Consider the following 23497-nt stretch of genomic DNA (forward strand, 5'->3'; position numbering starts at 1 on the left):
AAGACCTCTGATTACGAAAAGAGTGAACATGGCAAGGGAAATGCGCCTCGTTCTCACGGATGATTTCGACGGAAGCGAAGCGGCGGAAACCGTTCGTTTCAGCCTCGACCAGGCGACGTACGAACTCGAGCTCTCAACCGAGAATGCCGACAAACTCCGTGAGACGTTCGCCCCATTCATCGCCAAAGCACGTCGTGTAGCCAACACCGGTGGCCGTGGCCGCCGTGCGGGCTCGTCGGGCCCCAAGCGGGACACGGCGAAGATCCGCGAGTGGGCTCAGAACAACGGGTACCAGCTCGGTGATCGTGGACGGATCCCGCTGGAGATCGTCGAAGCATACGAAGCAGCGGAGAAGTAAGAGGCTCATTCGAAAGCCGATAGCTTCCGATTAGACCCGAGGGGTCAGCGAATTGAATCGCTGGCCCCTCGGGCTTTTTGTGCTCGACCTCGGTATTATCAATTGCCCTCATCCGGCGATGCGGCAACACAGCAGTGATGAAACATCACAGACAATTGCCAGGTGGAGAGTAGTTGAAAATAATATCGATTGATGCCGCAGACAAATGATTCGAAGAAGCTGCACACGAATCAAGGGAGCCTGCACTGCGGCTGAGGAAAGACCTCTGCTCACCGCACGGCTGTCGAAGTCGGTTCAGTTCTCCGGGTTCAATTGAATTCGTGCCGCACTCATATGCTCCGGGTCTCCGGTCTGCAGCGCGTACAGCCCCAATTCGACGGGCGACGTCGAGTAGAGCTCGCCGCAGTGCTCTGCGAACCTGGGCCAGATCCGACCGCCGGCTTCCACGTATCGCGCGCTCGTGTCCTCGAACGCTGAGGCCGAGACACTGGCGTGATGGAACATGAAATCTCTGGCCGGATCGCTGATTGCCGCGGTCGTCCAGTCGAGGATGCTCAGATTGACGGGTCCGTCCATGAGCTGATGAGCCGGGTACACCTCGCCATGAGTCACGGTTGAGAACGACGGCCAATAGCTGTCATCGTCGAGCCACGCGGTCCACCGCCGGAGCAGGGACGGCGCCACCTCGAACTCGGCGGCGACGTTGTCGATGTCTTCGCGCTTGCGCTGTCGGATCTCAGTGGGGGAGAACTCCGGAATGCCTGTAGCCCGGACGGCAGCCGGGTCGACGGTGTGAAGTTCGGCGAGGACTGACCCGAGCGATGCGACATACTCGGGGGATTCGACATCGAAATGCCACTGCGGCACTCCCGCGTCATCGATCGTCAGTCCGGGAGTGCCCGGCAGCAGCGGATAGGCGATGAGACCGTCCGAGTGGATCTGCCAATCCGGGACCGCGACACTCAGGTGCGGTGCGATGGCCGTGAGGAAGCGGCCCTCGACGGCGGCGCGGGCGGAGACATCCGGACGCCGAGGTATCCGGAGCACCCACGATCCGCCGTCGACCGCCTCGGCGATGGCGACCTGGAAGTCGAGGCCGAGCTCGTTGATGACGATGGAATCGGTGATGATGTCGAGACCGTGGGCCCGGGCCAGGTCCCGGATGATCGTGAGATCGGTGGGCATGTCTGCGTCCTCTCTGACGTTGCTGTGTGGGTCTCGAGTCTAGAGAATTTCGCCCACAGCCAAACGGTTTCGGCTGATGGCGAAACCTGCAATAGAACCGCAGTCGTGGTGGTTAGGCTCAGAAGAATCAGAAGACCGAGGAGGATGAATATGTTCGAGCGGTTCACCGACCGAGCACGACGCGTCGTGGTGCTCGCGCAGGAAGAAGCGAAACTTCTCAAACACAACTACATCGGCACCGAGCACATTCTGCTCGGCCTCATCCATGAGGGTGAAGGTCTGGCAGCGAAGGCACTCGAGGGCATGGACATCTCCCTCGAGCAGGTGCGCGACCAGGTCCAGGAGATCATCGGTCAGGGACAGCAGGCTCCGAGCGGCCATATTCCCTTCACCCCGCGGGCGAAGAAGGTCCTCGAGCTCAGCCTCCGTGAAGCACTGCAGCTGGGTCACAGCTACATCGGCACCGAGCACATTCTGCTCGGCCTCATCCGTGAGGGCGAGGGCGTTGCCGCGCAGGTGCTCGTCAAGCTCGGCGCGGACCTCGGACGCGTCCGCCAGGAAGTCATCAAGCTGCTGTCGGGCTACCAGGGCAAGGAGCCCGTGTCCGCCGGCGGCCGCGAAGAGGGAACTCCCTCGGGATCGCTCGTGCTCGACCAGTTCGGCACCAACCTCACCGCTGCGGCCCGCGAGGCCAAGCTCGACCCGGTCATCGGCCGGCACGAGCAGATGCAGCGCGTGATGCAGATCCTCTCGCGTCGCACGAAGAACAACCCGGTCCTCATCGGTGAACCCGGTGTCGGCAAGACGGCTGTCGTCGAAGGACTCGCACAGGCCATCGTCAACGGCGATGTCCCCGAGATCCTCGCCGACAAGCAGCTCTACACACTCGACCTCGGTTCGCTGGTCGCAGGCTCCCGCTACCGCGGTGACTTCGAAGAGCGTCTGAAGAAGGTGCTCAAGGAGATCCGCACCCGCGGCGACATCATCCTCTTCATCGACGAGATCCACACCCTGGTGGGTGCCGGGGCCGCCGAAGGTGCGATCGATGCCGCTTCGATCCTCAAGCCCATGCTGGCTCGCGGAGAGCTGCAGACCATCGGTGCGACCACGCTGGACGAGTACCGCAAGCACATCGAGAAGGATGCCGCTCTCGAACGCCGGTTCCAGCCGATCCAGGTTCCCGAACCGTCGCTGGCGCATTCGATCGAGATCCTCAAGGGTCTGCGGGACAAGTACGAAGCGCACCACAAGGTCACCGTCACCGACGGTGCCCTGGCCGCCGCTGTCAACATGTCCGATCGCTACATCAACGACCGGTACCTGCCGGACAAGGCGATCGACCTCATCGACGAAGCCGGTGCCAAGCTGCGCATCTCGCGTCTGTCGGTTCCCCAGGAGGTGCGTGACCTGGAGGAGAAGATCCTCGAGGCCCGCCACCGCAAGGAAGCCGCCATCGACGCTCAGGACTTCGAACTGGCAGCTTCGGAGCGCGATTCCGAGATGAAGCTGCAGAAGGAGAAGGAAGAGCAGACCGAGGCGTGGCGCAAGTCCGGCACCGACACCTCGAAGGTCGTCGACGCCGATCTCATCGCCGAAGTGCTCGCCTCTGCCACCGGCATTCCGATCTTCAAGCTCACCGAGGAAGAGTCCTCGCGTCTGCTGCGGATGGAAGACGAGCTGCACAAGCGCGTCATCGGTCAGGACGATGCGGTCAAGGCGATCTCGCGGGCGATCCGACGTACCCGCGCCGGGCTGAAGGATCCGAAGCGCCCCTCCGGGTCGTTCATCTTCGCCGGCCCCACCGGCGTCGGCAAGACCGAGCTGGCCAAGGCTCTCTCGGAGTTCCTCTTCGGCGATGAGGACTCGCTCATCAGCCTCGACATGTCCGAATACTCGGAGAAGCACACAGTTTCGCGACTGTTCGGCTCACCTCCGGGATATGTCGGATACGAAGAGGGCGGTCAGCTCACGGAGAAGGTCCGCCGGAAGCCGTTCTCGGTCGTCCTCTTCGACGAGGTGGAGAAGGCCCACTCGGACATCTTCAACTCGCTGCTGCAGATCCTCGAGGATGGTCGCCTGACCGACTCGCAGGGTCGTGAGGTGGACTTCAAGAACACCATCATCATCATGACGACCAACCTCGGTACGCGTGATGTCTCGAGCGGACTCCAGCTCGGATTCCAGGTCGAGGGTGACACGAAGACCAACTACGACCGGATGAAGCAGCGGGTCAACGAAGAGCTCAAGCAGCACTTCCGTCCCGAGTTCCTCAACCGTGTCGATGACACGATCGTGTTCCCGCAGCTGAGCATGGTCGAGATCATCAAGATCGTCGATCTCTTCCTCGAGCGTCTCGACGTCCGTCTGGCAGATCAGGGCATGAAGGTCGACGTCACGGCCAAGGCGAAGGATCTGCTCGCCGAGCGCGGCTACGATCCCGTTCTGGGTGCCCGTCCTCTGCGTCGGACCATCCAGCTCGAGATCGAGGACACTCTGTCGGAGAAGATCCTGTTCAAGGAGATCGGACGCGGCCAGACCATCAAGGTCGACGTCAAGGGCGAAGGAAAGGACGCTGAGTTCACCTTCGAAGGCATCGAGACCGAGAGCCTGAAGCCCGCTGAGGATGACGACAGCGAACTCGCAGGTTTCGGTTCGTCGAATTCGAGCGGATCCTCGGAGACCTCCGCCTGATCGTTCATCACCTTCTCGGATAACGCATAAGAGTCCGGGGAGTCGGCAGCAGCCGGCTCCCCGGACTCTTTCGTGTTCGCCTCCGGTGATGGTGTTGAATGTCGGTATGAGCTCACACGCAGGCGACTTCGATCACGGTCAGATCTCCGAGGACCACCATTCCAAGCACGAACTCCCTGGAGGCCTGTACCTGCGACGCGCGAGGACCGGCGACGTCAAAGGCATCGAAGCCCTGGTCGCACCGCTGGCCGGTGAGCGGATCCTGCTCGCCAAGGACACGGTGACCTACTTCGAGTCGCTGCAGGAGTTCTGGCTGGTCGTCGACCCACAGCCCGATGGTTCCGAGATCGTCGCCGGCTGCGGCGCCCTGCACATCATCTGGTCGGATCTCGCCGAGGCTCGCACGGTGGCCACGTCACCGGACTACCGGGGCAGGGGAGTGGGCAAGGCGATCATCAAGCAGCTGCTCGCCGACGCCCGTGAGATCGGAGTCGACCGGGTGTTCTGCCTGACCTTCGAGACCGGATTCTTCGGTTCGCTCGGCTTCGAACCGATCAAGGGGATCCCCGTCTCACCCGAGGTCTACGTCGAGCTGCTTCACTCCACCGATGAGGGCGTCGCAGAGTTCCTCGACCTGGCCCGGGTCAAACCGAACACCCTGGGCAACTCACGGATGATCAAATACCTCTGAGACAGACCCTGATTCTGCCCGTCACCGGCGGGCGTCGGAGTGGGCCACGTCCTCGCCGGCCGGTGTAGGCGACTGCCGCACACGCACCGTCCAGTGGCGACGTCTGCCACGTTCGGGTCCTGATTCAGCTGTTCGGCAATGCCAATCGGCCATCGACCTGTTGTGCCAGACCGTCGTCGACGAGGTCGGAGATGAGCCGATTGATCCTGTCCTGGTCGGCACTGAGTTCACGCACTCGCGCCACCGCCGTGGCCGTCGATTCGGCCAGTGAGTCGAGAAACACCGGGTCGAAGTCGGTCACCGAGGCGGTGAAGACGTCGAGCCGGACACCGGGTCGGTCGTCCCCGGCGACGTGCGCTGCCTTGAGGACATCCATGATCGCACCGCGCAGCTGTCGATCGGTGCCTGCCCACTTCTGAGTCTTCGGTTTCGTCGCCGAGGCGGGTCTGCCCAACTGGTTCCATGTGCAGATGTCCTGGAGCGGGCAGGCGGGGCAGTCGGGATTGCGTGCCGTGCAGACGAGGGCCCCGAACTCCATGACTCCGGCGTTCCACTCAACGTGCTTGTCCTCGGGCACCAGGGCGGCCGCCCAGGCAGTCTCCTTCCGGCCAGGTGAGCTGGTGGGGCGTTCCCGGCCCGCGAAGAGGCGGATGAGGACCCGACGCACGTTCGTGTCGAGCACGGTCGTCTTTCTGCCGAAAGCGAAGGAGGAGACCGCGGCGGCGGTATAGGACCCGATGCCCGGCAGTCGTTCGAGCTCTTCGGTCGTTTCGGGAACCCGGTTGTCCAGGTCCGCAGCGATGACTTCGGCGGCTTCCTGCAGTCGCAGCGCTCTGCGCGGATAGCCCAAGCGATCCCAGGAGTGGAGGACTTCGGCGGTCGGGGCGGCGGCGAGATCGGCTGGTGTCGGCCATTTGTCCATCCACGCACGCCATCGCGGTTCGACTCGGGCAACAGGGGTCTGTTGGGACATGATCTCACTGACGAGGATTGCCCAGGCGCTCGTCTTCGGGTGCCTCCACGGCAGGTCCCGGGCGGTGTCCTCGAACCAGGTGATGATGGTGTCCTGGACTCGTCTGAGCACAGGTTCGGACACCTCGGGGAAGGCGGAGGTCGACCCGGAGGGATTCGATTCGGGACCGGCTCGGTGTGTCATTTGGATGCTCAATCGCTTCGGCCTAGGCTCAAAGCGATGACTCCTTCCAATCGTGGTTCGCAGCCGAACAGAGCTGCCGGGCAGCCTCGTCAGTCTAGCGGGAAGCTGCCTGCTCACGTGTACCGCCGACGCCGCATCACGCTTGCTGTGGCCAGCCTCCTCGTCCTGGGGCTTCTCGGGCTCGGTATCGTCGGTATCGTCAAAGCCATCGGCGGCCGCAGCGACGGATCGGACAAGGTTGCAGCCGAGGAGACGACCCCGGCCGAATCGACGACGGCGGCACCCGTGCCGGATAAGAAGGCAGCGAGCGGAAAGTGCCCGGAGGACAAAGTCTCGCTGAAGGCGAAGGTCGATCCGAAATCCGTGAAGGACGGGAAAGAACCCGAATTCGGCATGGTCATCGAGAACGGCCACACCGCTACGTGCCTCATCGAGGTCGGTACCGATAAGCAGGAATTCATCGTCGAAAAGAACGGTGATGTCGTGTGGTCGTCGGAGTACTGCGCAGCCGCGAAAGATGAGAACGCCGAGGCTTCCACGGAGTTCGCACCGCAGTCGGAGAAGACTGCGAAGCTCAAATGGAACCGGATCAAGGTCGACAAGAACTGCAACCGCGAAGACGCTGACTTCGCCCCCGGCGACTACGAGCTCATCGTGAAGCTCGATGACAAGAAGAGCGAACCGACGCCGTTCGAGCTCGAGAAGAGCGCCGCCGATAAGGCCAAGGAGAAGAAGGCCGCGGAGGAGAAGAAGAAAGCCGACGAGGAGAAGAAGTCGGAAAAGGAATCCGGTGAGAAGGACTCCTCGGATGAGAATAAGTCAGAGGAACCGCAGGACTGAGTCCTCAGGCACCTCGGTAGGAGCCGACTCCCCACGAGTTCCCGTCGTGGTCGCGGAAGTCGAATTCGCGGCCGCCGTAGTCTTGAGTCGCTACCGGTCGCACGATCGCATGCCCCAGGTCGACGATCTCCTGGTAGAGCCGGTCCACTTCTCGTTCGGTGTCGACGACGACGTAGATCGAGCTGCCGCCCACCGAATCGAGGGCTGACCCGTCGTTGCGGACCGAACCGAACATGATCCCGCCGTTGTCACCGAACGCGAATTCGGCATGCTCGACGAGCGCAGGGTCCTGCTCATTGCGCACGAGCAGTCTTTCGGTGAATCCGAGCGTGACCAGCAGTTCGATCGTCGCTGCGGCATCGGTGGTCCGGAAGGCTGGAAAAACTGTCGTGGTCATGACACCAGGATGCTCCAAAACCAAGCGAAAGTCCCGAACTTTCTCACTTCTGCTCCCGAAGACCCTGCTTCGTCAGCATCAGTTCGACCGCCCCGGCGATGTGTTCGCACTCCTCGACCTCCATCTTGTCCGGTGCCGCCACATTGGTCATGGCTCCCTTGGCGACGACGGCATGGGTGATGCCCAGTCGTTTGGCTTCGTTGAGGCGTTGGCCGAGATTGGGGACATTGCGGATCTCCCCTGACAGGCTGACTTCGCCGATCGCGACGAGGTGGCGAGCCAGCGGCTTGCCGAGCAGCGCCGAGGCCAGGGACATGCAGATCGCGAGGTCGCTGGCCGGCTCGGAGAGCTTCGCTCCGCCGACGGTGGCGGTGAAGACATCGCTCTTGGCGAGGTTCGCCTGCGCGACGTTCTGGCTGAGCACAGCCAGCATCATCGCCACTCGGGAGGAATCGACTCCGGAGACCGAGCGACGGGACTGGCCGCCGGCGGATTCTGTGATGAGCGATTGGACTTCGACGAGCAGCGGTCGCTTGCCCTCCTGCGTCACCGTTAGGCAAGTGCCGGGCGGATTCGCACCGCTGCGCGAGAGGAACAGTCCCGACGGGTCCTCGAGACTCTTGATCCCGTTCTCCTCCATATCGAAACAGCCCACGTCGTCGGTGGGGCCGAAGCGATTCTTCACCGCGCGCAGCATACGCAGACGCGAATGCCTCTCACCTTCGAAGGTGCATACGACGTCGACGAGGTGCTCGAGAAGGCGAGGACCGGCGATCGTGCCGTCCTTCGTGATGTGGCCGACGAGCACAGTGGGCAAAGATCGGGCCTTGGCTTCCCTGATGAGGGCGGAGGCGACTTCGCGGACCTGGGTGACTCCGCCGGGGATGCCTTCGACCTCGGAGGATGCCAAAGTTTGGATCGAGTCGACGACGAGCAGCTCCGGCTGTTCGGATTCGATCATTCCCAGTACCGACCCCAGATCGGTCTCGGCGGCGAGGAGCAGCGAGTCGGCCAGGGCATTGATCCGTTCGGCGCGCAGCCGCACCTGACCGGCGGATTCCTCACCGGTGACATAGAGAACCTTGACCCCGAACATGGCGATCTTCGCGGCGACGTCGAGCAGCAGCGTCGACTTGCCGACCCCCGGCTCGCCGGAGAGCAGGACAACGGCGCCGGGCACGATGCCACCGCCGAGCACCCGATCGAACTCGGGGACGAACGTCGATCTCGCCTGCGCGAGCGTCGAGTCGATCTCGCTGATCGGCTTCGCCGCATTGGATTTCTTGACCTTCGTCTTCACCTTCGACGAGTTCGCGCCCTTTTCCTCGAGGGTGCCCCAGGCCTGGCATTCGGGGCAGCGTCCCAACCATTTGACCGTCGAATAGCCGCATTCCGAGCATGTGAAAGACATACCGCAATTCTGGCACGGGCCGCTGACATGAGATTCGGGGAACGGGAACCCGGCCGCAGCGGTGGCGAGAGTCAGTCGGTACTCACAGCAGCGTCGCGGTGAATGCAGAAGGGCGCCCGACGATGAGTTCGTCGGACGCCCCTGCCGGCAGAGTGCGGCAGCCAGATCAGTCGAGCGTGGTGAGGATTCGGGGACCATCCTCGGTGATGGCGATCGTGTTCTCCGAATGGGCACCATTCGAACCGTCGGCCAGACGCAGGGTCCAACCGTCCTTGTCGACGGACAGCTTCTTCGAGGTGAACGACCACCAGGGTTCGATCGCCAAGGTCAGACCCGGTTTGAGCACCAAGCCGCGACCTCCCTTGCCGCGGTTGGGCACATGCGGATCCTCGTGCATCGTGTGGCCGAGACCGTGCCCGCCGAAGTCGAGGTTCACGGGGATGCGGTGGGCATCGGCGACGTCACCGATGGCCTTCGAGATATCGCCGAGGCGGTTGCCTGCTTGGGCGGCACCGATTCCGGCTTCGAGACCGGCCCAGGTGGTGTCGATGAGGCGCTGGTCCTCGTCGCTGCCGTTGCCGACGACGACGGAGCGGGCGGCATCGGCGACCCAACCGTCGATGGATACGGCGAAGTCGAGGGTGAGCAGGTCGCCGTCCTTGAGGACGTGGCTGTGCGGTTTGCCGTGGAGCACGCCGTCATTGACGGACAGGCAGATGACGTTGCGGAAGGGGCCTGAGCCGAAAGAGGGGGCGTAGTCCCAGTAGCAGGACTTCGCTCCGGCATCCTCGATCATCTTCCGCGCGGTCTTCTCCAGGTGCATGATGTCCATGCCCGGTTCTGCGATCGAGGTCAGCTCGGCCAAGGTCTTCGCGACGAAACGGCCGGTCACCGCCATCTTGTCGATCTCGGCGGGCGTCTTCAGCTCAATCACAGGGGTCTCCTTAGGCGGGGTGCAGGGTTTCGACGGCGTTCACTGGTCCAGACTCGATTTTAGTCCTCGGCTGTTGTGAAGTCGCGGCCGCACCCGGATCTGTGGGCAAGCAGACAGGCCCGAGCCGAGCTCAGCGTCACTCGGTTCGGTCTACCGGACAGCCGACTTTTGCCCGAAACCTGCTCGTTCAAGGGCTCGCGCGAATATCGCCCCGTTTACGTCGTGTGATTCGAGCGAGCCCTTGATCGATGCGCGAAGGCGGGCGTTAAGCGGTCGGGGACCTCTCAGAGGTGGGGTTGTGAACCAGGCAGCAGTTCCGACTTCGTGCAAGGATGCTTGTGTCTTGATTTCCTGGTGCGTAGGGTGCGGAGCATGAGGCACATCATCATGGCTTACAGCGCAGGCATCGCTCTGGCAACTTCGGTGCTGTCGGGTGAAGAGGACCTCCGTGCGGGCGGGCCCTGGGTTCTCACGCTCATCGTCTTTCCCGCCTGCTCACTGCTCTGCCTCGCTTTCATTCTCCGTGACCACCGGCGCCGGGAGCGTGCGGACGGCCGACGTGAGCACGATTCTGCATCTTCGACTGCAGAGACAGGCGAGAGGGCGAGCAACGATCGCTGAAGACGCAGTCCTGCGCGAGAGTCGCTCGTTCAAGAGCCAGCGCGTTTATTGCCCCGTCTGCGGCCTGTAGTCCGAGCGAAGCCTTGATCGGTGCGAGGAGCGTCAGCTGAGACTGGTGTCCGACTTCTGCGGTCGTGCAATGAGCCAGCAGATCGGCCCGACGACGGGCAGCAGCAGGACGATGATCGCCCAGACGAGTCTCAGCCGAGGGTCGAGGCCTGATCGGGCGATGCTCACCATCGCCCAGATGAGCAGAACGACGAGCAGTACGACGACTCCGGACCAGATCACGTCATAGGCGGCGGGCAGCAGTGGATTTTTGCTCATGGCATCAATCTACCTTGGTTTTTGTACGAAAGTCGCTCGTTCAAGGGCCAGCGCGGATATCGCGTCGTGTACCACGTGATATCCGCGCTGGCCCTTGAATGACGTGAAGGGTCGTCGATGGACTGGTCTGCGCTTCGACCAGCCCACCGGCCCACCGGCCCACCGGCCCACCGGCCCACCGGACGAGGACCTCACCTCACCCAGAGGCCACAGCTATCTCAGAGGAACTCGACTCCCTGCGCCAGCGGCAGCTCTCCGGAGTAGTTGATAGTGTTCGTGGCCGGACGCATATAGGCCTTCCACGAGTCCGAACCCGACTCGCGTCCGCCGCCGGTCTCCTTCTCACCGCCGAAGGCACCGCCGATCTCCGCACCGGAGGTGCCGATGTTGACGTTGGCGATTCCGCAGTCGGAGCGGGACAGGAACTTCTCGGATTCGGCGAGTTCGGCAGTGAAGATCGCCGAGGACAGACCCTGTGGCACCCCGTTGTGGATCTCCAGCGCCTCATCGAGATCCGAGTACGTGACGACGTAGAGGATCGGGGCGAACGTCTCCTCCTTGACCACTGCGGTCTGATTGGGCATCCGCACCACTGCCGGTTCGACATAGTGGGCATCCGGGCGTTCATCGGCGAGCACCCTGCCGCCTCCGCAGAGGATCTCGCCGCCCTCTGCCTCTGCCTGCTTGAGGGCCGCCTGCATCGCATCGTACGAACCCGAATTGATGAGCGGTCCCACGAGCACTCCGTCATCGGTCGGCGATCCGATGCTCAGCGTCTTGTATGCGGCGACGACCTTGTCGACGAATTCGTCGGCGATGGATTCGTGCACGATGAGCCGCCGCAGGGTCGTGCACCTCTGACCTGCGGTCCCGGCGGCTGCGAAGACCACTCCGCGCAGCGCCAGATCGATGTCGGCGCTCGGGGCGACGATGGCGGCGTTGTTGCCGCCGAGCTCGAGCAGGATCTTGCCGAAGCGCTCGGCCACGACGGGTCCGACCTCGCGACCCATCCGCACCGATCCGGTCGCCGAGACCAGTGCCACCCGAGAATCCCTGACCATGACGTCGCCGATGTCCCGACCGCCGACGAGGACAGGCGCGAGATTCTCCGGTGCCCCCACCTCGGCGGCGGCCCGGACCAGCAGAGACTGTGCCCCGAGGGCTGCGAGCGCGGCGTTCTCCGAGGGCTTCCACACGACCGCGTCACCGGCGACCAGGGCCAAGGCGGTGTTCCAGGAGTACACGGCCACGGGGAAGTTGAAGGCGGAGATGACACCGACGACGCCGAGGGGATGCCACGTCTCCATGAGCCGGTGACCCGGCCGTTCGCTGGGCATGGTCTTGCCCCACAGCTGCCGGGACTGACCGAGTGCGAACTCGCAGATGTCGATCATCTCCTGGACTTCCCCGGCCGCCTCGGAGGGGGTCTTGCCGGCTTCGACGGTGATGATCTTGGCCAGATCCTCCTTGTGCTCGCCGAGCAGCTGTCCCCACCGCTGCACCAGCTGACCGCGGACCGGAGCGGGCACGTCCCGCCAGGTCTCGAACGCGGTCTGGGCTACGGCGATCTTGTCCGCCGCCGTCTGCGCGGTGTCCGCGGCGATCGTGCCGAGATCCTGTCCCGTGATGGGGGAGCGAGCCGGAAGGCTCGCCGAGGCGGCCGATCCCTCAAGCACGGATGCGTCTACTCCGCAGGCGCTCAATCCTGAAGTGAGGAGGTCGGTGATGGTCTGATCGGTGGGCAGTGCGGTCATTGCTGTCCTTTCGTCGTCTGCTGTGTCGATCGGCTGCTGCGCCGGTCGATGGAGTTCAGTCGCTGCGGGGAAGTGGGAGGTGATGGGCGGGTGTGCGAGGACTCAGATCACATTGAGCTCCTTACGCAGTCCGGTGGTGGAGAAGCGTCGTTTGTCCATGGGGGCCACGTCGACGAAGGGAGTGCGGCCGGTCATGAGGTCGGCGACGACCTCTCCGACGGCCGGGCCCATGAGGAAGCCGTGGCCGGAGAACCCGCAGGCGTAGAAGAATCCCGGCCTCTCCTCGGCCTCGCCGATGAGGGCATTGTGGTCGGGCGTCATCTCATACAGTCCCGCCCACCCGTGTTTCGCTTCGACATCGCCGAGCTCCGGGGTGCGGGCTTCGATGTGCTCGGCCAGGGTGGCCAGCCAGTTCGGGTCGCGTTTGTCGTTGAAGGACCAGTCATCGACCTCATCGGGGCAGCCGAACAGCAGCCCGGCTCCTTCCGGGTGGACGTAGTAGCTGGTGGAGAAGTCAATCGTGAAGGGCATCCGCGAGGTGTCGAAATCGACGGGCTCGGAGACCATGATCTCCCGCCGCAGCGGCTCCACGGGCAGGTCGACCCCGGCCATGTCCCCGATGGGGCCGGACCAGGCTCCCGCCGCGACGACGACCTGTTCGCAGCTGATCGTGCCCTGATTCGTGATCACCGAGGTTGCTCTGCGATCCGTCCCGCCGTCGGTGTCGAATCCGGTGACCTCGCAGTTCTTGACCACCGTGACCCCGCGCTCGCGGGCGGCGGTGACGAAGCCTGCGACGACGGCCTCGGGGGTGCAGTGACCGTCGCCGGGATTGAACGCCCCGGCGATCAGCCCTTCGGTGTTGACGAACGGGGCCAGCTCAGCCACCTCGGCGATGGTGAGCATCCGCGAATCCAGCCCCATCCGCTGTTGCAGGGCCACGTTGTCGGTGAACGCGCGCACGTCGTCATCGTTGTCGAGGAGGAACAGATAGCCGTTGCTGACCAGGTCGATGTCGACGCCGAAATCGGTCTCGAAGTTCCGCAGCACTTCGAGCCCGCGGGCGGCCAAGGCGATGTTGACCTCGTCGGAGAATTGGCAGCGCACACCTCCAGCGGCCTTCGACGTCGATCCGGCTCCGGGGGTGTCGCGTTCGACGATGACGATGTCGCGGACTCCGCGTTCGGCCAGGTGGTAGGCGATGGCCGCTCCCATGACGCCGGCGCCGATGATGACGACGGAGGCTTCGGCGGGCAGGGCTCTGGACGTGTCGGGGACCCCGTCGGTGTGAGGGGTGGTGGTTGATGCGGTGGGGGATTCCACGGTTCACCTCGCTGTCTGCTGCCGGGGCGACCGTCGTTGGCCGCCCCGGAAACGGAGAGTGCCGACGGCGATGTCGGCGTTTGTGTCTTGACTTCATTGTGGTTGCCATCACACTTAAGAACAAGGGAGAGTTTGTGAACATTGTGTTCAAGAAACCTAAAGACAGGAGAGCGCTGCCATGACATGGACGCTCGGACAGCTGCGGACGTTCGTCGCTGTGGCCGAACTCGGATCGATGACGCGGGCGGCCGACCACCTCGGCTACAGCGTCGGGGCCGTGTCCCAGCACATCTCAGCCCTGCGCAGAGTCGTCGATTCCGACCTGTTCCGACGGCGCGGCCGTGGGCTCGTCCTCGCCGAAGCCGGGCGCACCCTGCTGCCCAGGGCGCGGAACATCCTCGCCGCTCAACAGCAGGCGGAGATGGCGATGCTCGGCCGGGACTTCCGCAGCGAGGCCATCGTCACCCTCGGCGTCTTCGGATCGGCATCGACGACGGCGCTGCCGAAGGTGGTGCGGGCGCTGGCCGAGCGCCATCCGCATATCGAAGTCCGGGCGCGGGAGATCAATGTCGAGACCATGTCGGCCGCCGTCATCGACGGGATCATCGACCTGGGGATCGGGATCAACTACCCGGCCGCGCCGCTGCCGCCGATGCGGGGGCTGCGTTGGGAAGCCGTGGCCGAGGAAGGCTTCGGCATCGTCGTCCCCGCGGGGACGTCCCGGCCGAGCGATGACGATCTGGCCGAGGCCGACTGGATCCTCCCGCCAGCCGAGGAGCTCTTCGGACGCGCGATGCGGTTGGCCACCTCGGCGCTGGGAATCAATGCGAAGGAGACCCATATCGTCACGGACACCGCGGTCGCGCTGGCGCTCGCTGGAACCGGGCTCGGCCTGACCTTAGCGACGCCGATCATGATGTCGTTGGGTGGGTCCGACGTCGACCTCTACCCCGTCGTCGAGGCGGGCGGACGCGAGATCATCGTGCTGACTTCCCCGGACCCCAGCGATCCGGTCCGGGCGGTCGCCAAGGTGGTCACCGAAGTCTTCGCCTGAGATTCCGGCCTAGGATGAGGGCATGAGCTTCGACCATCAGTGGAACAAGGTACGCAGGGCCAACCCTGACCATTCGGCAAACTACGCGCAGCGGTGGCGCGATCTTGCGGCCGCCGGGCATGACATCGGCGGTGAGGCCAGGTTCGTCAACGCCATGGCTCCGCGGGGATCGCGCATCCTCGATGCCGGCTGCGGAACCGGACGGGCCGGCGGACTGCTCATCGACGAAGGGCACACCGTCTTCGGCGTGGATCTCGACGAATTCCTCATCTCCGTCGCCGAGGAGGACTTCCCCCGCGGTGAATGGCACACCGGCGATCTCGCCGACTTCGATTTCGCCGGAGCCGGGATCTCCGAGATCGACGTCGCCTTCTGCGCCGGAAACGTCCTGTCCTTCCTCGATCCCGCCTCCCGTCGTCAGACCTTGGGCAACATCAAATCGACGCTCAAACACGGCGGCCGGTTCGTGTCCGGCTTCGGTGCCGGACGCGGGTATGACTTCGATGACTTCATCGAGGACGTCAAGGCCACGGGGATGTTCGTCGACCAGAAGTTCTCCACCTGGGAGCTCCGCCCGTTCGAGCCCGACAGCAACTTCCTCGTCCTCATCGCCGAAAGGCTGTGAGTCGGTCGGATGGAGGACGCCGGCTACGACGACGAGCTTCTCGCCCAGATCTATGACGAGGACAACGGCGACGGACCTGACCACGACTACTTTCGTGCGATGGCTGACGATCTCTCGGCTTCATCTATCACCGACCTCGGCTGTGGAACCGGAATTCTGACTGTCACTCTCGCCAAGAAGGGACGCAGAATCGTCGGCATCGATCCTGCGGCTGCGATGCTTTCTCACGCGGCAAATCGGCCCGGCGGCGACCGGGTCGAATGGCGACTGGGCACCTCCGAACTCATTGACCACGACGCTAATGATCTGATTCTCATGAGCGGAAACGTCGCCATGCACATCATCGACGAGGCATGGGAGACAACTCTGCTCGATATCGCTCAAGGGTTGAAGCCAGAAGGGCGTCTCGTCTTCGAGACTCGAAACCCACGAAACGAATCGTGGAAGGCGTGGGGCGGCCCGACTGAAGTTCGCGAGACCTCGGCGGGTACGTTGCGAGAGTCCGAATCTGTCTCGGGTCCCGACGCAGACGGAACAGTGACGATGACAACTAGTCATGAATTTATCGGCGCAGGTCGAACCATTGAAACTACTCTGCGACTGCGATTCCGGTCTGCCGAAACTCTGCAACGTGATCTTCACTCGGTCGGATTGCGGGTCGACAATCTGTGGAGCGATTGGAACCGGACTCCTTTCACCGGATCGGCCGAAGAACGCTTGATCATTATGGAAGCGAGCAGAGGATTCGACTGAACAGCGGTCGATTCGCAATTGCGGCCGAACTAAGCTGGGATCGACCCGTACCGCTGATCAGCTGAAGGAGAATAACCATGATCTTCATCGTCGTGAAGTATGACGTGAAACCCGAAAGCGTCGAGAAGTTCCCCGAAGCCGTTCGAGCCTTCACCGAGGCGACCCGCGCCGAACCCGGCAATCTCTTCTTCGAATGGTCGAAGAGCCTGGAGAACCCGAACGAGTTCGTGCTCGTCGAGGCATTCACCGACGAAGGCGCAGACCCGCACGTCACCAGCGATCACTTCGCCGACGGCCTCGAAGCCATGCGCCCGCACCTGGCCTCGACCCCGAAGATCGTCTCCCGCAAGATCGACGGCGAAGGCTGGGACGAGATGGGCGAACTGAAGATCGACTGATCGCCTACCAGGCCTTCAACACCGGTCGATCGAGCACATAGACTTCTGCCATGGCGACCAAAGCGCAGAACATCGCATCGATCGAAAAGGCCCTCGGCGAACCATGGGCCGACACCCGTGCTCGCTTGGAGGCGGCCGGGGGAGCGTCGGCGAGTCACAAAGAGCTCGCCGACGCTCTCTATCCCCAGTTCGACGGCAGAGTCGACAACCACGGCTGGTGGGTCCAGGGCGCCGTCGTCGCCTATGAGCAGGAGATCGGACGCCGAGTTCCCGGCCAGCGCACCGACGGCACTTTCGACGTCGCCGTCTCCCGCACAATCCCCGGCGATCGTTCCGCACTCATCGAAAAATTCGCGTCCCTCGTCGGCGACACCCTCAACGAGGTGGCCCTCGACGGTGATCCCCGCACCTCGGAGACGGCGAAGCGGTCCTTCTGGCGAGCCGACCTCGAGGGCGGCATCAAGGTCGAAGCCGCAGCCGAGACGAAGAGCGAAGACAAGTCCCTCTTCGTCCTCACCACGTCAAAGCTTCCCAGCCCCGAAGCCCTGGAGGAATGGCGGGCCTTCGGCAAGAAGTTCCTCAAACAGCTCTGAGCTCTGACCGTCCGGCAGCTCTGATCGACCGGCGGAACGGCTCCGACTTCTCATGAGCACGGCAGCTCCGGGACACCCGATCCGCCTCAGCCGATGATCGGGTTCCAGACTCCGAGCACGTGAGCTGCACCGATCGCGACCGCGCAGACGGCCAGACTCATCAGCACCGCCACGACATCTCGGACCGCGAACTTCGACCGCCTGCGCCACGTGCGGCCCGAACGACCGAATGCCCGCCCCTCCATCGCCATCGCCAAGGTCGTTGCCCGGCGAATCGAGACCACGAGCAGAACGAATACCCCGCTGAAGAGGCTGCCCGTGCGCCGCAGAAGCGAACCGCCCGCGACACCTCTGGCCCGCCTGGCCATCGCCAGCACCTGCCACTCACTGACCAACAGTCCGAGCAGACGCGAGGCCGCGAGAACCGAGACCACAACGACCTCTGGCAGCCGCAGATGCTGAATCAGCGCATCGGCGAGATCACGCGGATCGATCGTCGACGCGAGCACGATGAGCGGGATCGCCAACGCCAAGGCACGGACGAAGATCGCCGCGGCGGCCGTCAGCGAACCTGTGGTGAACAGAATCGGACCGAAGGCGACGACCACATCCCCGGTCTTCTCCGCCAACAAGGCCGTGCCCCAAGCGGCGAGCAGAGCTCCGGCAGGGAGGAACCACAGCCGCTTGGCCGCGGCCACCAGATCGAGTCCCGTCGCCGGCAGCGCCAGCACTGCCGCGAGCAGCACCACCCCGGCAGAGGCGAGATCAATGCTCAGCAGCGCCCCGACCATGAGGATGAGGGCCACTGCGATCTTCGTCAGCGGATTGCACCGAGCCAAAGCGGTGGAACGCACCACGGGGATGAGCTGTCCCGGATCCTGTACGGCGGCCTCGGGGGAGGGGCGAGAATGCACATCGAGACTGTCACTCACCGCGATCACCCGCCCTGACACGCGATTCCGACTCGTCGACGACATTGCGATCTCCACTCATGCAGCCGCCGAGCTCGAGGACGTCGGCACCTATGGCCTCGAGGAACGCCTGATCATGGCTGACCGCGACCACCGCGGAACCGTGTTCCAAGGCATCGAGGAACATCTCCACCAACCCCGCCCACGTGAGCGCATCCTGACCGAAGGTCGGCTCATCGACGATGAGCACCCGTGGCCGGGGAGCCAGCATCGCCGCCACCGACAGGCGTCGCTTCTCCCCACCTGAGAGACTCTGCGGATGAGCCTGCGCCAACCCGGTGAGACCGAGTCCCTCAAGAAGCTCATCCACCCGTGCCTGCGACTCGGCGGCAGGCCACCCGGCCAGCCGGGGACCCAGCTCGAGTTCGGTCGCCACGCTCGAGGTGAGGAACTGGTGTGCCGGTTCCTGGAAGACCATGCCGATGCGCGCCGCCAGCTGCTTCGACGGCCAGGCGAATGGCCGGGCCCGTTTGGCTCCGTCCCGCAGGGCCGCCTCGGCGAGGACCTGTCCGGAGAATTCGGGCAGCAGACCCGCCAGGGTCAGGGCCGTGGTCGATTTGCCTGCCCCGTTCGCACCGACGATTCCGAGCGCCTGACCAGCGCTCAGGCTCACGTCCAGACCGGCCGCGGCGGGAGCGGCCATGCGTGGTCGAGCAACGCTGAGCCGATGGGTGCGCAGCAGAACCTCGCCGAGGCGGCCCGACGTTCTATCGATTCTCGCGGTCCCGCCTCGGCGCGGGGTGGGGGAGTTCTGCGGCATCCAGATTCCGCAGTCGATGAGCGTCTCGGTCAGGGCCGCCTCGGTGAAGATCTGCCCCGGCGGGCCTTGGGCGGCGATGCCTTCGCGGCCGAGCACGATGACCCTATCGACGTGATCGAGCCACAGCTCCACCCGGTGTTCGACGATGAGCATGGTCGCCTGTGTCTCGGCTTGCACGGTGAGCACGGCATCGCGGACCTCGGTCGCCGAGGCGGGATCGATATTGGCCGTCGGTTCGTCGAGGACGATGACCTCCGGGGCCATCGCATGGATCCCGGCCAGAGCCAGCCGCTGCTTCTGCCCACCGGACAGAGCGGCACTCGGATGCTCCGGCGGCAGATCGAGTCCCAGCGCCTGCAGGGACTCGGGGACCTGAGCGTCGATTGTCTCGGACGGGAGTCCGAGGTTCTCCATCCCGAACGCCACATCATCACCGATGCGGGAGAAGATCACCTGAGAATCGGGATCTTGGAGGACCAGCCCGGTGCTGCCTCGGCGCGGATCCGGTTTCTCACCGCCGACGAGGAGTTCACCGGTGGTCTCACCCGATTCCTCGGGCAGGACACCGGCGACGGCGTGGAGGAACGTCGATTTGCCGGCCCCGGAGGCGCCGAGCAGCAGCACTTTCTCTCCGGCCGCGATCTGCAGGTCGAGCGGACCGACAGCCGGCTGGTCACGGTCGGTGTGCGTCCATGAGAAGCCGACGGCCGTGATCGGCAGCGCCATCAGCGCAGACGGCCGGAGGCGAAGGAGCTCAGAGCACCCGTGGCCGCGATCGCCCGATAGGCGAACCAGGCGCCGATCCCGGAGATGACGAGGCCGGAGACGATCGCGCAGACGGCGTAGATCGCCTGGAAGCCGAAATGCCATTCGGCGTTGTACATGATGTTCTCGCTCACGGCCATGAACGCAGCCGCCAGCATGCCCGATGCGGCGGTGACCCACAGGGTGAAGCGCTTGTAGCCGAAGGCGGCGAAGACGAGTTCGGCACCGAGGCCCTGCAGCAGACCCGAGAGCAGAACGGTTGCTCCGAAGTGGGAGCCGAGGACGGCTTCGACGATGGCGGCGATGAGTTCGCACAGGAGCGCGGCACCGGGTTTGCGGATGATCGCACCGGCGAGCGGACCGGCCAGCACCCAGAGCCCGGCGATGAGGCCGATCGACGGCGGGAATGCCTGGAAGGCGAGTTCGAGGACCTTCCAACTCAGCGCCAACACCCAGAACACGAGTCCCACGGCGATGCCGAGAACGGCGGTGGTGACATAGTCGACCACCCGCCACTGTTTGGATTTCGGCGCCGCGGTGAAGGCGCGTGAAGGGGTGGGGGTGGTGTTCGGCGTGGTGGTTTTCGGCATTGTGCCTCCTCATTTCAAGGAGGGGTGAAGAGTCTCGACTTCCTTCGGCGGTGCTAACCGCATCAGGTTCGAGGGTCTGCAGCTTCTTCTGCACTCTCAGCGCCCCTGACGGCGCTCCCCTGTCGTAGCCACCACTGTACAACAGGGGAGCGAAGCTGCGACCGGAATCGGAAGCGGAGCAGAGGCCGGGATCGGTCATCGAGGATTCACTTCCCGTTTCCCTCGCCGTCGACGGGCCTCGAGCGACCGGACACTACTAGTCAGTAGGAATGGGCGGGTGAATATGCATCGACTTAAGAGACCGCTCAGTGCCCTGTCCGCCGCCACCCTGCTCGCCGCTCTGGTGGCGGCCCCGGTGCCCGTGCGTGCCGAACCATCTCTCGGCTCCGGAGGGCCGACCGCGTCCCAGGGCACGAATGCTGACTCTGCTCAGACTCCGAGCCCGGACCGGGCGGATTCGCCCGCCGAGGCGGATGCGGGGAGCGAGGCGATCACCGATCCCGTAGTGCAGGTCGGGGCCGACTCGACGGCGCGCAACCTCTCGTGGATGAGCGAGAGCTCCGGCGGAGGCGAGGTCCGGTGGGCGCCGGTGCGTGAACTCGAGGGAGGCGAACTTCCGGCCGACGCGGCAACAGCAGAGACCGCGGACTCCGGTCTTGCCACCGACCTCAAACGTCACTTCAACCATGCGAGCATGACCGACCTGGAGCCCGACACCGAATACGCCTACCAGGTCGGCAGCGAAGAGGACGGGTTCACCGAGGTGCAGCAATTCACCACAGGATCTGCTGGAGGAGAGGACGAATTCCTCGTCTTCGGCGACCCCCAGGTCGGTGCCGGAGGCGGAGATCCCGACGACGCTGCCGGTTGGGACCGGACCCTGTCCTCGGCAGTGGCCACCGCCGACGAACCGAGCTTCTTCTACTCGCTGGGAGACCAGGTCAACTCCGCCGGCAACCAGGAGCAGTATGCTCAATACCTGGCACCGGAAGCGACCCGCACGATCCCGCAGGCGACGACGATCGGCAACCACGATGTGTCTTCGAAAGCCTACGAGCAGCACTTCAATCGACCCAATGTCAGCCAGGATCACGGCGGTGGCGGCGTCATCACCTCCGGAGGCGACTACTGGTTCATCGAAGACGGAGTCCTGTTCCTCAACATCAACTCGAACAGCCCGGACGTGGATGCCCACGCCGAGTTCATCGACGAGGTCGTCGCCGAGCACGGAGACCAGGCACGCTGGACTGTTCTCGGGTTCCACCACTCGATCTATTCGACGGCCACGCACTGGGATGACCTCGACGTCAAACGGCTGCGGAAGGCGATCCCTCCGGTCGCGGCCCGCAACGACATCGACCTCGTCGTCTCCGGCCACGACCACATCTATAACCGCACCTTCCTCATGGACGGCGAAGGCAAGCCTGTTGAGGGCTCCGAAGCGGGAGCCGAGGAAGAGAAGGAAGACGGGCAGACGCTCTACCTCACGCTGACCTCCTCGTCAGGGTCGAAGTTCTATGACTACGTTCCCGGTCTCGACTGGGAAGGCAAGAGCGTCCACAACGACGTGCCCGCCTTCACCCGGGTCCGGGTCAGCGACGAAGCGCTGCGGGCGACGACCTATGAGGTGCCGGCAGGTGGGACACCGGCCGATGGTCAAAGCGCGGAAGCGCAGGCCGCAGCCGAGCAGATCGACGATGTCGAACTCAGGCGCGCCGAGGCGGAAGAACCAGCCCCGGATGACGATGCGGAGGCCGACGCCGGTTCCGGAGCCGGCGCCGGCTCCGGTGCAGACTCCGCGGCAGGTGCTGATGATGCAGGTGCGAATGATGACGCCGACAGTGCAGGAACGAGCGACGACGCAGACGCAGACGCAGATTCCGAGGATGCCGGAACCAGTGACGACGCAGATGCAGGTGCCGATGGTCCGAGTGCAGCTGCCGATGCTGGTACGGGTGGCACCGCCTCCGACGGTGCTGCCTCGGGTGGTGTGGGGTCTGACGGTACCGACGACGGGAACGGATCCGACGCCGGCACGGCAGGTGCCGGCACCGCAGGCACCGCCGACTCCGGCGCCGAGGCAGATTCAGCCGAGGCGGCCGAGGCGAACGCCGCAGGAACGGGCGATGATTCGGATTCATCCGGGACCGCCTCGGCGAGTGGGGACGGAGACCTGCCCCGCACCGGCGGTGGGCTCACACTGCCCTTGGCTGTCGGCGCGGGGGCGCTGGCACTCGGCGCGGCACTCCTCGTTGTGAGCCGTCGCCGCCGAGGTGCCGGACTCAGCTGATCGGCACAGCCTTGCTGATCAACCCGGCGCTGTCGATCAGCTCGGAACCACCATGACCGGACCCTCGGCGTGGTTGAGGACTCCGCGCGAGACGGATCCCAGCAGAGCGCTGCGGATCCGTCCGCGCCCACGGGTGCCCATCACCGTCAGCTGTGCGCGCGAGCTGATCTCGACGAGGATCTCCGTGGGATCGCCGACCGGCACCGAGGTGGTCACCGCCAGATCCGGGAACTGCTCCGCTAGCGTCGCGGCTTCCTTCTCGAGTGATTCGGTCAGCTGCCGCTGCCGGCGCGCGGTGACCTCGGAGCTGAGTTCGAGGTCGGGGTACCAGTAGAGCCATTCCTCACCGGCCGGCAGCACCACGACGAGTTCGAGCTCTGTGCCCCGTAAGGCGGCCTCGGCGGCGGCCGTGAACATGGCGACCCGACCGCTGTCGGAACCGTCGACCGCGACGACGACTGGGCCGTTGCCGGCCGTTGCCGAGGCCGACCGTTCGGAAACGACGATCGTCGGGCAGTGAGCGTGGGCAGGCAACGCCGTGGACACGGATCCGAGGACTCGACCCATGAAACCGCCGCGGCCGCGGGCGCCGACGATGGCGACCTCGGCATCGGCGCTGAGCGTGACGAGCGCACCGGCGGAATTGCCGGGTGCCGTGCGGAAGGACTTCTCACCGGAGTAGTCGCGCAGAAGTTCGACCGCCTCGGCGAGGGTCTTCTCGGCTTCCTTCTTCGCCTTGTCATCCTCGGGTTCACTGGGGATGGAGGCCATATTCGGGTAGATCATCGTCGGCAGCTCATAGGCGGTGACGACGGTGAGAACGGTCCTGCGGCGTTCGGCCTCGAGTGCGCCGTAGCGGACGGCTTGGGCGGCGAGCTCGGAGCCGTCGAAGCCGACGAGGACGCCGAGTTCGAGGTTGAGGCCGGATTCGGACGAACTGGTTTGAGCAGACATCTCGCACCTCTCGATCGGGGCCTGTCCAACCCAGACGCCGACGACGGCCCCGACTG

At 64.5% G+C, this 23497-nt stretch carries 22 protein-coding genes and 1 riboswitch; of the genes, 10 read left to right on the forward strand and 12 right to left on the reverse strand.

What is annotated here, in order from left to right; translation table 11 throughout:
- Window positions 1-28 precede the first annotated feature (28 nt).
- Window positions 29-358, forward strand: coding sequence for a histone-like nucleoid-structuring protein Lsr2 (locus AC3CD9_RS01705; RefSeq protein ID WP_092015973.1), 330 nt, complete (start codon window positions 29-31; stop codon window positions 356-358).
- 294 nt (window positions 359-652) lie between these two features.
- Here AC3CD9_RS01705 and AC3CD9_RS01710 read toward each other — a convergent pair whose 3' ends face one another.
- On the reverse strand, window positions 653-1543 hold the full coding sequence (locus tag AC3CD9_RS01710; protein WP_488366027.1) for a macrolide 2'-phosphotransferase: 891 nt from the start codon (window positions 1541-1543) through the stop codon (window positions 653-655).
- Between the two features lie 150 nt (window positions 1544-1693).
- Here AC3CD9_RS01710 and AC3CD9_RS01715 point away from each other — a divergent pair, with 150 nt between their 5' ends.
- On the forward strand, window positions 1694-4234 hold the full coding sequence (locus AC3CD9_RS01715) for an ATP-dependent Clp protease ATP-binding subunit (protein ID WP_488366028.1): 2541 nt from the start codon (window positions 1694-1696) through the stop codon (window positions 4232-4234).
- Between the two features lie 106 nt (window positions 4235-4340).
- Entirely contained in the window at window positions 4341-4925 is a 585-nt protein-coding gene (locus tag AC3CD9_RS01720) for an amino-acid N-acetyltransferase (RefSeq protein WP_488366029.1), read from the forward strand.
- A gap of 124 nt (window positions 4926-5049) precedes the next feature.
- Here the strand turns inward: AC3CD9_RS01720 and AC3CD9_RS01725 are convergent, their stop codons facing one another.
- Window positions 5050-6081, reverse strand: a complete 1032-nt coding sequence (locus AC3CD9_RS01725; protein ID WP_488366030.1) for an HhH-GPD family protein — start codon at window positions 6079-6081, stop codon at window positions 5050-5052.
- A 36-nt stretch (window positions 6082-6117) separates the two neighbouring features.
- On the opposite strand from AC3CD9_RS01725, the gene AC3CD9_RS01730 reads away from it, so the two are divergent.
- A complete protein-coding gene (locus tag AC3CD9_RS01730) occupies window positions 6118-6921 on the forward strand; it encodes a hypothetical protein (RefSeq protein ID WP_488366031.1) in 804 nt (267 codons plus the stop codon).
- 4 nt (window positions 6922-6925) lie between these two features.
- Here AC3CD9_RS01730 and AC3CD9_RS01735 read toward each other — a convergent pair whose 3' ends face one another.
- The 6 genes from AC3CD9_RS01735 to AC3CD9_RS01760 all read right to left on the reverse strand — a co-directional run bounded on the left by AC3CD9_RS01735 (window position 6926) and on the right by AC3CD9_RS01760 (window position 13688).
- Window positions 6926-7318, reverse strand: coding sequence for a VOC family protein (locus AC3CD9_RS01735; protein ID WP_488366032.1), 393 nt, complete (start codon window positions 7316-7318; stop codon window positions 6926-6928).
- A gap of 43 nt (window positions 7319-7361) precedes the next feature.
- The gene (gene radA / locus AC3CD9_RS01740) at window positions 7362-8729 is read right to left on the reverse strand and encodes a DNA repair protein RadA (protein WP_139907236.1); all 1368 of its coding nucleotides are present in this window, start codon (window positions 8727-8729) and stop codon (window positions 7362-7364) included.
- 166 nt (window positions 8730-8895) lie between these two features.
- The gene (gene map / locus AC3CD9_RS01745) at window positions 8896-9663 is read right to left on the reverse strand and encodes a type I methionyl aminopeptidase (RefSeq protein WP_488366033.1); all 768 of its coding nucleotides are present in this window, start codon (window positions 9661-9663) and stop codon (window positions 8896-8898) included.
- A 723-nt stretch (window positions 9664-10386) separates the two neighbouring features.
- The gene (locus AC3CD9_RS01750; protein WP_488366034.1) at window positions 10387-10611 is read right to left on the reverse strand and encodes a PLD nuclease N-terminal domain-containing protein; all 225 of its coding nucleotides are present in this window, start codon (window positions 10609-10611) and stop codon (window positions 10387-10389) included.
- A gap of 218 nt (window positions 10612-10829) precedes the next feature.
- Window positions 10830-12365 (reverse strand): L-piperidine-6-carboxylate dehydrogenase, encoded by a 1536-nt coding sequence (gene amaB, locus AC3CD9_RS01755; protein WP_488366035.1) that lies wholly within the window; start codon window positions 12363-12365, stop codon window positions 10830-10832.
- Window positions 12366-12467: 102 nt separating this feature from the next.
- Entirely contained in the window at window positions 12468-13688 is a 1221-nt protein-coding gene (locus tag AC3CD9_RS01760) for an NAD(P)/FAD-dependent oxidoreductase (protein WP_488366036.1), read from the reverse strand.
- A gap of 178 nt (window positions 13689-13866) precedes the next feature.
- Between AC3CD9_RS01760 and AC3CD9_RS01765 the strand changes: the two genes are divergently transcribed.
- From AC3CD9_RS01765 to AC3CD9_RS01785, 5 genes are all read left to right on the forward strand, one after another.
- Window positions 13867-14742 (forward strand): LysR family transcriptional regulator, encoded by an 876-nt coding sequence (locus AC3CD9_RS01765; RefSeq protein ID WP_488366037.1) that lies wholly within the window; start codon window positions 13867-13869, stop codon window positions 14740-14742.
- 22 nt (window positions 14743-14764) lie between these two features.
- Window positions 14765-15367, forward strand: a complete 603-nt coding sequence (locus tag AC3CD9_RS01770) for a class I SAM-dependent methyltransferase (protein WP_488366038.1) — start codon at window positions 14765-14767, stop codon at window positions 15365-15367.
- Between the two features lie 9 nt (window positions 15368-15376).
- Window positions 15377-16120 (forward strand): class I SAM-dependent methyltransferase, encoded by a 744-nt coding sequence (locus AC3CD9_RS01775; RefSeq protein WP_488366039.1) that lies wholly within the window; start codon window positions 15377-15379, stop codon window positions 16118-16120.
- A 77-nt stretch (window positions 16121-16197) separates the two neighbouring features.
- Window positions 16198-16518: a putative quinol monooxygenase gene (locus AC3CD9_RS01780; RefSeq protein WP_488366040.1), complete on the forward strand. Its 321-nt coding sequence runs from the start codon at window positions 16198-16200 to the stop codon at window positions 16516-16518.
- 50 nt (window positions 16519-16568) lie between these two features.
- Window positions 16569-17111 carry a hypothetical protein gene (locus AC3CD9_RS01785; RefSeq protein ID WP_488366042.1) on the forward strand — a complete coding sequence of 181 codons (543 nt, stop codon included), beginning with the start codon at window positions 16569-16571 and terminating at the stop codon, window positions 17109-17111.
- An 86-nt stretch (window positions 17112-17197) separates the two neighbouring features.
- On the opposite strand, the gene AC3CD9_RS01790 is transcribed toward AC3CD9_RS01785, so the two are convergent.
- Genes AC3CD9_RS01790 through AC3CD9_RS01800 form a run of 3 tightly spaced genes read right to left on the reverse strand, consistent with a single transcriptional unit; the run spans window position 17198 to window position 20197 of the window.
- Window positions 17198-18043, reverse strand: coding sequence for an energy-coupling factor transporter transmembrane component T family protein (locus AC3CD9_RS01790; protein ID WP_488366043.1), 846 nt, complete (start codon window positions 18041-18043; stop codon window positions 17198-17200).
- Window positions 18036-19568 (reverse strand): ABC transporter ATP-binding protein, encoded by a 1533-nt coding sequence (locus AC3CD9_RS01795; protein ID WP_488366044.1) that lies wholly within the window; start codon window positions 19566-19568, stop codon window positions 18036-18038. Before AC3CD9_RS01795 ends, AC3CD9_RS01790 begins: the two co-directional genes overlap by 8 nt.
- Window positions 19568-20197, reverse strand: a complete 630-nt coding sequence (locus tag AC3CD9_RS01800; protein WP_488366045.1) for an ECF transporter S component — start codon at window positions 20195-20197, stop codon at window positions 19568-19570. The genes AC3CD9_RS01795 and AC3CD9_RS01800 overlap by 1 nt, the downstream gene beginning before the upstream one ends.
- Before the next feature lie 22 nt (window positions 20198-20219).
- A riboswitch (TPP riboswitch) is annotated at window positions 20220-20328 on the reverse strand.
- A 152-nt stretch (window positions 20329-20480) separates the two neighbouring features.
- On the opposite strand from AC3CD9_RS01800, the gene AC3CD9_RS01805 reads away from it, so the two are divergent.
- Entirely contained in the window at window positions 20481-22487 is a 2007-nt protein-coding gene (locus AC3CD9_RS01805; RefSeq protein ID WP_488367486.1) for a purple acid phosphatase family protein, read from the forward strand.
- A gap of 36 nt (window positions 22488-22523) precedes the next feature.
- Here the strand turns inward: AC3CD9_RS01805 and AC3CD9_RS01810 are convergent, their stop codons facing one another.
- A complete protein-coding gene (locus AC3CD9_RS01810; protein WP_488366046.1) occupies window positions 22524-23441 on the reverse strand; it encodes a universal stress protein in 918 nt (305 codons plus the stop codon).
- Between the last annotated feature and the right edge of the window lie 56 nt (window positions 23442-23497).

It is taken from the genome of Brevibacterium sp. MGP-B1 (assembly GCF_057766545.1).